Here is a 13,436-nt window from a genome sequence, read left to right on the forward strand (position 1 = left end):
CCACTCCTCTCTTATTTAAATGCTTTCCAAAACATTTTTTTCGCAGGAAGCTCTTGTTTCTCCGCTCGTACGACAGGTTCTTTTACCAGAGCCTTACGTCTTAATGACGGTACCGGCAGCGGCTTTCTTTTCAATCGGGTATCTTTTTCTTCCCAAGCTTCCAGAATGACGTGGGCGTTCGTTCCGCCGTCGGCAAAGCAGTTGATGGCTGCTGACGGTCTGGCTGCATCCCATTCGCCGGCTGTTTTATGAAAGTGAAAATCTGTCTTTGTTATATCAAAATGCGGCATCGGTTCGTCTCCTGAGAGAAACGGAACCGTTTGTTTATGCTTCAGCATTAATACGACTTTAATGAAGCTTGCGATGCCTTCTGCGCAAAGCGGATGCCCGATGTTCGGCTTGATTGACCCGATGCCGAGCGGAACATGCGGACCTGAGCGGTATACGGATTGAATCGCCTTCAGCTCAAGCAAATCAGTCACCGCGGAACCCGATCCGTTTGCTTCGATATAACTGATGTCTTCCGGCTTTTTGCCGCTTTTGAAAAGCGCGCTTTGCATAACGTCTTTTTGCGCCTGCATATTCGGGGCTGACGGGCCTGCCGTTCTGCCGTCATTGTTCATGGCGGCAGCCTTAATGACCGCGTGTATCGTATCGCCGTCTTTTTGCGCCTGGCTTACTGTTTTTAACAGCACCATGCCGACGCCTTCACCGAGGACCACTCCGCCTGAACGCTTGTCAAATACGTGAAATGCCGGTTTCTCGTTTAACAGCCCGCGCTCTTGGAACATCCGGTGCGCCGCATCCGTGTTCAGCAGGCTGACGCCGCCAACTACCGCCGCTTTGATATCGCCGCTTCTCAGTGCCTGAACGGCCATGTTCATTCCTGTCAAAGCTGATGAACAAGCCGTATCAAGCACGATACTCGGCCCGCGCAGATCAAAAAATTGCGAAACGTTTGCCGCTAAATAATTCTGCCCGCCCGCAACAATCGGGTTGCGGGTATTCGCAAGACTTTCAGGATCAGGCTGATGCTGGCTGCGGCCTCCGATATACACACCGGCCTCTATGCCCTTGATTTCTTCACGGTTATAGCCGGCATGGCACCAAAGTTTCAAGCTCTCTTCCAGCACCGCCAACGCCTGAGGGTCCATCGCTTTCGCGTCGTTTTCCGGAATGAAAAAGAATTCGGAATCAAAGTGATCCATATTGTCAATCAATCCCGCAACATATTGATTTGCATATCCGAAACGTTCCGCCGGGACGGAGCCGATTGCGGACCTGCCGCTTCTCAGCAAGTCCCAATATTGTTCTAACGATTCCGCTCCCGGAAAACGGCAGCTCATTCCGACGACGGCAATGTCTTCAGTTACAGCAGCACGCTTTTGCTCAGTGTGAACCGTTTGTACGGCAGCCGGAACCAACATTTCCGTATCAGGTTCCTCCCTTTCTGCAAGCAGCGGCTGCCCATTGGATACAAGCCATTCGGCAAACGCGTCAATCGTCGGATGTTCATATAAGACAGACGGATCTAAATCCTCTTTGAGCGCTTGATTCATTTGCTGTAAAAGTTGCGCTAAAATGATCGAATCAACCCCGTAATCCTGAAACGGTTCGTCTGTTTCCAGTTCATCCGGAGCGATTTTCAGCTCATCGGAAAACAGTTTCACAAGCCACGCCTTCGTATCAAGAAGCAGTTCTCTGTCTGAATGTTTTTCCGCGTCTTTGCCGTTTATTACGGCTTCAGTCTCTTTTTGTTTTTTCTCTTGACAGAGCAGCCTGTCGGGATGCCATTCGCTCCGATCAACGATAGCCGGCAGAACGGACGGGCGGATGTTTTCAGATAAAATGCGGTCCAGCAAGTCAAGTCCTTCCGCGTTGGACAGTCCCAGCAGCCCGGTCTGCTTCAGGTTTTCTGTGCGGACTTCACCCAATCCGGTTTCCTTCCAGTTCGGCCATTGAATGCTGACTAACGGATATTGATGCTGATGAGCCGCCGCGAAATAATCCATGTACGCATTTGCCATCGCATAATCCGACTGTCCCGCCGCGAGCGCCGGAACGACTGCAGATACTGAAGAAAATAAGACAAAAAATTGCAAAGGATCATTTGTGAAAAGGCTGCTTAATGTTTGAAGCCCGGCGACTTTCGGTTCAAGCACTTCTTGTATGTCGTCGGCAGTCTTTCTGATAAACGCCGGATTTACTGAATTAACCGATCCCGCACAGTGAATGACGCCGCCGATCGGTCCCATCGTGCGCCGGATCGTTTCAATTTCCGCTGCCGCCGCGTCATGATCAGACAATTTCAGACTGATCACCGCCACTTGCACTCCTTTTGCTTCAAGCTCTTCAATCGCCCGTATCTTCTCTCTCAGCCTCGTATTAACGGCTGACCGTTTATGACGGGGAGGAATCGGCTCCCTGCCTGTCAGCACTACTTTTTTCACGCCGTGTTTTTCTGTGAAATGGCGGGCGCATAAGAGACCCAGTCCCCTCGTCCCTCCGGTAATGAAAAGCACATGGTCTTCAGGAAACGGTGCTGGCTTATGTTCTGCTCGCTTCCCGCTTGGAATCTCGCTGAACAAAGCACGGTATCTTTGTCCGTTTCGGCGGCAGACTTCCGGTTCTGTGCTGTCCGCCGAAAATTCATCTGCAATCTGTTTGGCAAGCGTCTGCTGATCCGTATCTGTATCGGCATCCATGTGTCTGGACGTCACGTTTTGATACTCATTTTGAAGCATTCTGTACAGGCCGCTTTTTGCCGCTCCTGCAAGATGAATCGTTTTCTGCTGAAATGGCTCCAAGCCTTTTGTTACATATAGCAGCGTCAGCGGCCGCGCTTGCCGGCGGCTTGTATCAATCAGAGTCTGGAGCCGGCTGATCCCTTCCAGTGAAGGGTCTTCGTCTCCGCATCCCGTCAGATCGATTACGCCATCTATGTGATTCCAATCGCTAGCTGCAGTGTCAGCGTCAGCGGCCGGGAGAATGAACGAGTCAGCGAAATGCTTCGCAGTCTCTTCGGCAAGTTCCGCTGTTCTTGCATCAGCCAGAATCATGACCGTCCTGCCGCTTTTCTCACCGGCCGAATCGATCTCACACGGAACCCATTGCTTTTCTAAAAGCACAGCCTTGCGCCGGTCTTCTGTTTCCTGCGGTACGGCTTTCGGCTCAGGCAGCCAGTACGGCTCCTTCGCAAACGGGTAAGCCGGCAGACTGATTCTGCGGGGTTTTTCGCCTTGATAGAGTCTGTCCCAGTCCGTCTGAAGCCCTTTGGCCCACAATTCCGCTATTTTGGCGTATTTTTTCTTATCGAACCACGACCTGACAAGCTGCTTCAGATCATCGTCCGTTTCAAATGCTTTGATTTCTTTTTTTGCCGTTTTGATGTGGGCTTCATATATCCCTTCACCCGTATTTCCGTTTACAAAATCGGTTAAACGGCTGATCAGTTCTTCTCTCGAACCGGCTGTAACCGCAAGACGGTAATCCATCGCATCACGCCCGGTCTGAAGCGTGTATGCCATATCCGAAAGATTGATATTCTGATTGGCTTTTGCAAATTCGATCACAGACTCAGCATAGGTTTTTACCTGCGGCGCTTTTTTCGCCGACAGCACAAAAATGTTTGTCTCATCAGACTTGCGGCTTCCCCTGTCTTTCGGCTGATACTCTTCGATAACGAGATGAGCGTTTGTGCCGCTGTAGCCGAATGAGCTGACGCAGGCCCGCCGCGGTGCTCCGCCTGTTTCCCAAGGTTTAAGTTCGGTATTGACAAATAAAGGCGAGTCATCGAAATCAAAATGTTCATTCGGCGTGCTGAAATGAAGGGTCGGCACAAGCTGCTGGTGCTTCATCGACAGCAGAACCTTCTGTACGCTTGCTACACCTGCCGCCGCCGACGTATGCCCGATATTCGATTTAACCGAACCGATGGCGCAAAATTGTTTGCGGTCCGTTTTTTCCTTGAATACAGAAGATAAGGCTTCTAATTCAATCGGATCCCCCTGCTTTGTGCCGGTGCCGTGCATTTCCGCATAGGTGATGCTCTCAGGGTGGATGTTGTGCGCTTCATACACTTGACGCTCTAAATCCATTTGGCTTTTCGCGCTTGGTGCGGTAATGCCGTTGGTTTTTCCGTCTTGGTTAATTCCAGATCCGATAATGACTCCGTAAATATGGTCTTGATCGGCTTCCGCATCTTTCAGCCTCTTCAAAACGAGCGCCCCCGCGCCTTCGCCAGGCACAAATCCGTTCGCACTGTTATCAAATGCTTTACATTGGCCGTCAGGAGACAGCATTCCGGCTTCACACATGCTGATGTATGATTCAGGCGTTAAATACAAGGTGACGCCGCCGACAAGGGCCATGTCAATTTCATGATTCAACAGCGCCTGACGAGCCAAATGAGTCCCGACGAGAGATGAAGAGCATGCCGTATCGATCGGAATGGCCGGCCCTTTCAAATTGAGATAATAAGGAAGGCGGGCCGCCGCGATGCTGAAACTGTTGCCCGTCGCGCTTCCTCCTGTCTGATGTTTGTTTAACATCATTCCGTATTCATTGTTCATAATCCCCAAATAAACGCCGCAATTTTTTCCGTTTAATTCTTTTGAGCTGTAACCCGCATCTTCAAAGGCTTTAAAACCTTCCTGTAAAAATATCCGGTGCTGCGGGTCCATAAGTTCCGCTTCAGACGGAGAAATATTAAAGAACAGCGGATCAAACTCTTCAATGCCGTCAAGCATACCGATTGATCTGCAGTATACTTTGCCCTTCTTGTTTAAGGCCGGATCATAGTATTTGTTTACATCCCAGCGGGAAAGCGGGATGTCGCGAATGGCGTTTTTCGCACGGGCTAAGTTGTCCCAATATGTCTTTAGGTCCGGCGCATCCGGGTACTTGCCCGACATGCCGACGATGGCTATCGCGTCCGCTATCTCGTCTTTAGGCTCCCGTTTGGCCTGCACCGGTTCAGGTTCCTTTTGAACCGTTAATCTCTCCGGCTCGGCAGGTGTTTTCTCCTGCGGGGCGGCTTGCTGTGTAAGCGGCTTTGGACGTACGGGAACCGCCTGTTTTTTTCTGCCGCGGACGGACGGCTGCGTACGCAGAAAATCGGCAAATTGACGGATTGTCGGATAATCATACACTTTCGTTACGTTACAGTCCGTGCCGTACCGTTTATTGACGGCCTTTATCCATTCAAGACCGGTAATCGAATCCATACCGAGGTCAATAAAGGCCTCATCAATATCCACTTCATGCCGCTCCATGTACAATACATCAGCCAGTGCTTTTGATAACTCGTCATGCACCGCTTCAATCGGTTCTTCCGGTTCGGCGGAAGCTGCCGTTTCAGACATCGCCTCCAGAATATCCGCTTCTGCTTGTATCACATGCTGCTTATGAGCGTTTAAAGGCTGCAGCAGTATGTTTGACGGTTTTTTTACGGCCTCTGTTTTCTGCGGTTCGGCTGCTTCCTCAAGGATCGGTTCTGTCCCGAGTTCTTTTTGCAAGAAGGCCGCAAACTGGCGGATTGTCGGATAATCATATACTTTCGTCACCGTAAGGGACGTGCCGTACGCTTTATTAACGGCCTTTATCCATTCAAGACCTGTGATTGAATCCATGCCGATATCAATAAATGTGTCATCTGCGTCGATATCGTCGGCATCCATATATAACACGTCCGCCAACCTTTCCGTTAATTCGGCACTTACTTTTTCAGCGGATACCGCCGGACGGGAAGCAGATTGTACGGTTCTTTTCGGTTTCACGCCGCTCAAAGGCTGCAATGAAATGTTTGACGGTTTTTCTTTGGCAGTCTCCTCATGAAGAGTTGCTACTTCAATGACCGGTTCCGGGACGGCCGCCGGTGCGATCGGCGCAGACTGTGTTTCGGCCGGTCTTTTGACAGCTGCATCAGCTGATGTGTCGATCCAATAACGGTCTTTTGCAAACGGGTAGGCCGGGAGACTGATTTTTTGCGGTCTGCCCATTTGATACAGCTTATCCCAATTCAGCGGAAGGCCCTTCACCCAAAGCTCTAATACCTTTGCGGCTTTGCCTTTTTCAAGCCATGCCTCAATGGTTTTTTCCATGTCCTCATCAGCCGCAAACAGCGCCATCGTGTCTTTATTCTGTTTGACTTGTCCGCGGTAGAGCCGGTCAATTGACTCCTTGCCGCCCGTAAATTCGTCAAGCTTTTCTTCAAGCTCGCGCAAATTGCTGACAATCATTCCGAGACGCTCTTCCATCGGTTCACGTCCGATTTGAAGCGTATATGCGATCCGGCTCAGATCCGCTTCCCGGTAACGCCCGCTCCGCAGCGCATCAAGAAGACGTTCCGCCCGTTTTTGAAGCCGTTGTTCATTTTTCGCGGAAAGGACGATCATCGACGGATGAGGTGCGGCAAAAGCCGTCTCCTTATCCTCATCAGCGGTATATTCTTCGATGACGATATGAGCGTTGACGCCCCCGGCTCCGAATGAGGAAAGCCCCGCGGTTCTCGGCAGTTCTTTATTTATTCCGTTTTCATTTATGACTGGTCTTTTCCACTCTTCAAGCGTCTGCTGCACTTTAAACGGCGTAGCGAGAAAATCAATATTCGGGTTAAGCGTCCGGGAATGCAGTGACGGTGCGAGTTTCTTATGTTTCATTTGCAGGAGCACCTTCGTCAGACCCGCGATGCCCGCCGCGCTTTCACAGTGCCCGATATTGGATTTTGCTGAGCCGATGGCACAAAACTGTTTATCTTGTGTTTGTTCTGAAAAGGCTTTTATCAGACCCGTGATTTCAATCGGATCACCGAGTGAAGTCCCGGTGCCGTGGGCTTCGATGTAGCTGACCGCCCTCGGATCGGTTCCCGCGTCTTTTAACGCCTGTTTGATCACCGCAGCTTGGGCGTTCGGATTCGGTACGGAATACCCGTTTGTTTTTCCATCATGGTTCACGGCCGTTCCTTTGATCAGGCCGTAAATATGATCACCGTCCGCTTTCGCTTTAGAAAGCGGCTTAAGGAGTACCGCTCCCACTCCTTCACCGGGCACATAACCGTCCCCGCCTTCACCGAAACTTTCACATCTGCCTTTGCTTGATAAAAATCTGTTCTGGCCGAGCATCAAATATTTATTCGGATGAACGGATACATTGACGCCCCCGGCAAATGCTGTCTCGCATTCCCCGTTCCGCAAGCTTTGGCATGCCAGATGAATGGCTGTTAAAGAAGAAGAGCACATCGTATCCAGCGCCATGCTCGGACCGTTAAAACCGAATACATAGGAAGCCCTGTTCGCAATAGATGACGGATTTCCGGTCAGCGCAAGCGATTTTCCGCGCGCCTGTTCTTCGGCTCCGTAAAGCTGATATTCCTCATACATGACGCCTACGTAAACACCGACATTGGCGCCAAGCAAATCACCCGATTTTTCCGTGAGCTTTTTGCGCGTGTAACCGGCATCTTCCATCGTTTCGTAGACACATTGCAGGAATAACCGCTCCTGCGGGTCCATCAATTTTGCATCCCGGGGCGAAATAGAGAAGAATTGCGGATCAAATTTGTCCACGTCTTTCAAAAATCCTCCCCATTTTCCGTACGTCTTGCCTTCTTTATCTTTATCAGCGTCGTAATAAAGACTGTGATCCCAGCGATCGTTTGGAATTTCAGTTATGCAGTCAGTGCCTTCACTCAAGTTCTTCCAAAATTCCTGAAGATTTTCGGCTTGCGGATATCGTCCTGATATACCGATAATCGCGATATCTTCACGCTCCGTCACTGGATTTTTCCGCGTGTCTGTGCGGACTTGCGCAAAGCCTTTTTTGGCTTCATTCCGTTTGGAAACGGGCTTTATTTCGGCTTTCTCAGACAGCGCCGGTTTGGCTGCAGAGGTTTCTTCTGTTTTCAGCCCGGTCACTTCCAGCAGCATGTCCCGGTGTGCTTTCATAAAATACTGCGCCAGCAATTCGATATTCTGATATTCGAAAAACAATGTTTTTGACAATGAACCGAAGCTCTTTTCCAGCCGGCCCGTCAAATGCATAATCATAATCGAATCAATTCCGTAATCTTCCATAGGCGCCTTGGCGTCAATTTTGCCGACAGGAAGTTTTGTTACTTCCGAAAGCACATGTTTCAAGAAATGCTCCGTTTTTTCTGCAAGCATGTTCTCTCCGTCTGCCGTAAGACCTGCCGGTTCTTCCGTTTCGCTGCCCTTATCCGGCTGATCATCCGCTGATTTTTTCAGAAACGCCCGGATTTTTGCGGCGTAGCCTTCCGTCACCATGATTTGGGATGTGTTTGCCGCCCACCCGCGGTACAAAGCATGGATGCCGTTTTCTGTTTTCATAGGGACCATGCCGCTTTCTTTTGTCAGCATCGCTTCCGTTTCAGCATCAACCGTCATGCCGCCGTCTTTCCAAAGCGGCCAGCAGATTGAAAGGGTGTGTCCATAGCGTTCATTTCGGGCTTTTTTACGGTTTCTTTTTTCACTGAAGGCGTTCATGAACGCATTGGCCATCGCATAATCAGCCTGGCCCGCGCTTCCGGCGCTTCCGGCTCCGGAAGAGAAAAGAATCAGAAAATCAAGCTCAATGTCCTTTGCCGCTTCATCAAGATGAACCAGTCCGGAGACTTTCGGCGCCAGCACATCACGGATTTCACCTTTGTGCTTTTTCAGAATATAATTGTCTTTTATCGTTCCCGCGCTGTGTATGATACCGTTTAATCCGCCGTACTGCCGGCAGATGTCCGCTGTGAGCGATTGAACTTCTTGTTTTTCCGTCATGTCCGTTTGTTTGTACACGGCTTCCGCGCCGAGATCGGACAGTTCTTGAAGCTGGTCTTTTTTACGGTTATCCAACAGAGAACGCCCCGTTAAAATAAGCACGGCGTCTTTTGCATGCCGGGCGATTTCTTTGGCGAATAAAAATCCGAGTCCGCCCGCGCCGCCTGTGATCAGATAAACACCTTTATCCTTCCACGGCTTTTCGGCGCCGAACTGTTCAAGCCCTGTTTCCTGCCATTGTGCCGTATAGCGCTTGCCGTTTTCATAGCGAATATGTTTGTCATCAGGATGAGCGCTGCATTCTTTTACATATCGGGACAGCGTGTCTGCCTTGACGTCCGGCTCCAATTCAATCAGCTGGCCGGTCAGGTTCGGGTTTTCAAGCGCCGCTGTTTTCAAAAGCCCCGTTAAGCCGCAAAGGAGCTGCGTATCCGCTTCTTGAGGCACGACAATCTGAATGAGCTCGCGCCCGCCGGAATTTGAAGCGAGAATTTTCTTCACTTCTTCGAACGCCTGAAGCGCACAAGCTTCAAACCGGTCGTCTTCACTCTTATGCTGATCACGGAGCACGTGACAGCTGAAGTCTGTCTGTATGCTGTTCATTTGATCCGTAAACCGGTCTGATATCATCACGTGACGGGCTTTGAAATGAGTCGGCGCTTTTTCATGTACAGCGGCCTTCTCTTCCCATACGTGTTCAAAAAATAGTGTATCTGTTTTATCCGTTTCAATTTCCCGTGCGGAATAACCAGTCATTTTCACACATACATTGCCTTGTTCGTCACATACATCAATATCCAGCTTCTGCACGGCATCTTCTGGCTTGCTTTCGCCGCTGTACGCAATGGAAACCCACATATCGCTTTTACAGCTTTTCAACACATCAATCTGTTCGAGAGCAAACGGCAGCATCGGCCTTATGTCATTCCCGTCTCTGTCAAGCATTAACCCGATTGTCGCGTGGAAAGCCGCATCCAAAAGGCTCGGATGGAGGACAAACTGATCTTTTGTATGAGAAATAGATGACGGGAGTGAGAGCTTCGCGAGCACTTTGCTGTCTTTTGCATAGATTTTCGTGACCGCTTTGTGAGCATCCCCGTATTCAATCCCCATCTGTTTGTATGCCTGATAGCAAGCGTCAGGTGTGATCAGACGGCGTGACTCTCTTAATTTGTCAATCTCGATTTTGGCCGGTTCGCCCCCTCGGACAAACGCCGCGCTTCCTTGCGCATAGAGAACGGGCTCTTGTTCCGAGGAAGCCGATTCACCGTAAACCGTGAAGCCCATCTCCCCATTTTCTTCATCATAAAGACGGAGATACAGTTCTGCGGATTCATCCGCCGCTGTAAACGGACGTATCCATACGACGTTTTTCAGACGGACTGTTCCTTCTTCCTTCGTTTCTGCCGCGTGTTCAACGGCCGCCCGGACCATTTCCAGATAAGCCGCGCCCGGTAACGTCCGCTCGTTTTTGACGACGTGATCTTTCAGGAAAAATTCTCCGCCGCTAAAAGAGGACCGGAAACGAACACCTGACATGTTTGATACATTTTCATGAAGGAGCGGATGCAGCATGCCTGCCCTTTTTTGCGGCAGCGATTCTCTTTTCTCCGCCTTCGGCACCCAATACCGGATTTTTTCAAACGGATATGTCGGCAGGCTGATCCGATTCGGTTTGTTTTCACCGTACAAGAGATTCCAATCCATCGTTCCTCCGCCGGTCCACTTTTCGGCAATCATCTCCAGACTCCCGGAAGAAAGCCATTTATGTATCAAGTCCGGAGCAAGCTCTGCCTGATTGCTTTTATCGGCTCGGTTCCGCCAGCATCCGCTGACCGTTTTACCCGCCAGAAAGCCTTCCAGCCGCTCTTTGAGCTGTGTCATATTCTGAGCGGTGAACGCAACCCGCTCCTCCATCTGTTCACGGCCGATCTGAAGTGTATACGCCGCATCCTCAAGCGGCAGGCCGGGATGAATAAATGCAGACAGCTTCGCAACATACTCTTTTAGCCGTTCTTCATTCCGGGCGGAAACCGGGAAAATGAAAGTCTGTTCTTCTGCCGGTTCATACGCTGTTCTCTGTGATTCTTCAGGGATAAATTCCTCCAGAATGAGATGCACGTTTGAACCTGTCGCCCCGAAAGAACTGATGCCCGCACGCCGGGGATATACGGTCTCGTTTCCGTTTTCCGTCACTGATGGCTGCTGCCATGCTTCGGTATGATGCTGGACGTAAAACGGTGATTGTTCAAAATCTAAATACGGATTCAGCTCCTCGGAATGAAGAGACGGCACCAAAGTTTTATGGTGAAGCTGCAGGGCAACCTTGCTTAAGCCGCTGATGCCCGCCGCCGATTCCGCATGGCCGATATTGGACTTCACTGATCCGATCGAACAGAACTGTTTGTCCTGTGTGTACTGGCGGAACGCCTTGACAAGGCCTTGAACCTCAATCGGATCGCCGAGAGAAGTTCCCGTCCCGTGCGCCTCAATATAACTGACCGTGCGCGGATCGATGCCCGCTTTGTCCAGGCATTCTTCAATCAAATCGGCCTGCGCGACAGGACTCGGCACGGAAATTCCGCTCACTGTCCCCACGTGGTTGACGGCACTGCCCTTTATCACCGCATAAATCCGGTCTCCGTCTTTTACCGCCTCTCGCAGCGGTTTTAATAAAACGGCACCGATTCCTTCAGCCGGTACATAGCCGTCTCCGTCTTTCCCGAATGTATGACAAACCCCGTCTGTTGAAAACATGTCCCATAAACCGTATGTCAGATATTTATTCGGATGCAGCGACAAGTTGACCCCTCCGGCAACCGCCGATTCACATTCCCCGCGCCGAATGCTTTCCGCAGCAAGGTGAACCGCAGTCAGCGAGGATGAACAGACCGTATCGACCGCCATGCTCGGCCCGTGAAAATTGCAAAAATATGAAACTCTGTTTGCGATTTGCGCATAATTAAGAGAAAGCGGGAATACATGATCTTCAGAAGAAGCTTCCGCCCCGACCAACGTATAATCCTTATGCATCACCCCTGCGAAGACGCCGACGCGCTGTCTCTTATTCCGTCCGCGCGCCTCTGCGAGCGACTTCGGCGTATATCCGGCATCCTCAATCGTTTCCCAGCATGTTTGTAAAAACAGCCGTTCCTGAGGGTCCATTGTTTCAGCTTCCCGCGGCGTAATCCGGAAAAATTGGGGATCAAAGCAATCCGGATCATCAATAAATCCGCCCCATTTTGAAATGCTCTTTCCGGAAGGCGACTTTACATTTTCAAACCGGCGCCAGTCCCATCGAGACTCCGGAATTTCGGTGACACAGTTTTTTCCTTCTTTCAGGTTTTCCCAGAATTCATGAATATTTTCGGCCTGCGGATAGCGGCCGGCCATGCCGATAATCGCGATATCTTCATCTTGCGGAACACTGCTTTTCCGTCTTCTTTCTGTTTGCTTCTCAACCTGCTTCTCTATTTTTGCAGGAGACGCGCTGAAATGGCTTCCGTACTGCTCTGTCAGGAAAGCCGCCAGCTCTGATGCCGTCGTATATTCAAACAGCAAAGTCGGAGAAAGGGTTTCGCCGATTTTTTCACTGATCGTTTCGACGACGTCAAGCAGTCCGGACGATGTCAGCCCCATTTCATAGTAGCCGACTTGAGAATCAATCTGTTCAAGCGGCTTGCCGATTTTTTCAGCCATCAGATTCATGACATACCGTTCTGCTTCCTCATGCGGGTGTCCGCCTTCAAGCGATGCCGCAACTTCCGGTAAACCGGATTTTTCAGGAGGCTTCTCAGCAGTCTTTCGGTCTGTATTGATCAGCTCGGCATCCCGCACGAGCTTGCTTGTGAAATCTTTCAGCTCGGCTACTTTTCGGCCGGATGTGTTAAAAAACTCCAGTGTAATGTAAATGAGCTCTTTTTCCTGCCGAAGCGACGAACGTTTGATCCTCGTGATGCAGCCGGCCTGCAAAGGTTCGGAAGCTGTAAAAGATTCGTAGAAAAGAGGCAGAAACAGCCTCTTTTCCCCATTTAACAGCGAGGAGATCAATAGGTTTGCGCCGACGCCGCTTCCGTCAAGAAGAGTCGGATGGAACAAAAACCCTTCGGCCTGTCCCATCGCGTCTTTTCCGAGCGATACATCAAAGGTGACGCCGTCCCGCTCCTCAAACACTTCTCCTTCCGCTTTCATATATCCGCTGTGAACCAATTCCTGGCTTCTGCATTGGGCATACAGCTCATTTAAATCGATGGTGTGTTCCGCCTCGCGTTTGACAGAGTCAAGATCAAGCGTGTCACTGAAAACTGCGGGTGCCGTCTCGTGCATTTCCGCTTTGACGTAAATACGTTCTTCCGGCTGGACTCGTCCGCCGCTGACCTCAGCCCCTTTTGCGGTAAGTTTCCAGCGCCCTTCTTTTACCTTTGTACATTCAACCGTAAGCTTGACGGCGCTGTCTTCTTTCGCGATAAGCGGCTGATATATGGATAAATGGCGCAGCTGAAGCCCGTCGTATGAATAGCCGCGCTCTTTGAAAATCTGATAAAACATATCAATATAAGCCAATCCCGGAAGGACTTTTTGTCCGTAAACGTCATGATGTAAAATAAACGGATTTTTCAGCGATAAAGTGATTTGCTTATTGAAGTTCTTCAC

Annotated in this window: 1 protein-coding gene; it reads right to left on the reverse strand. The window is 50.3% G+C overall.

Annotated elements, in window-relative coordinates; genetic code table 11:
* Window positions 1-11 precede the first annotated feature (11 nt).
* Window positions 12-13,436, reverse strand: a complete 13,425-nt coding sequence (locus AC2CGA_RS02425; RefSeq protein ID WP_484480117.1) for an SDR family NAD(P)-dependent oxidoreductase — start codon at window positions 13,434-13,436, stop codon at window positions 12-14.

This window comes from Bacillus sp. SYZHCR11, assembly GCF_057196865.1.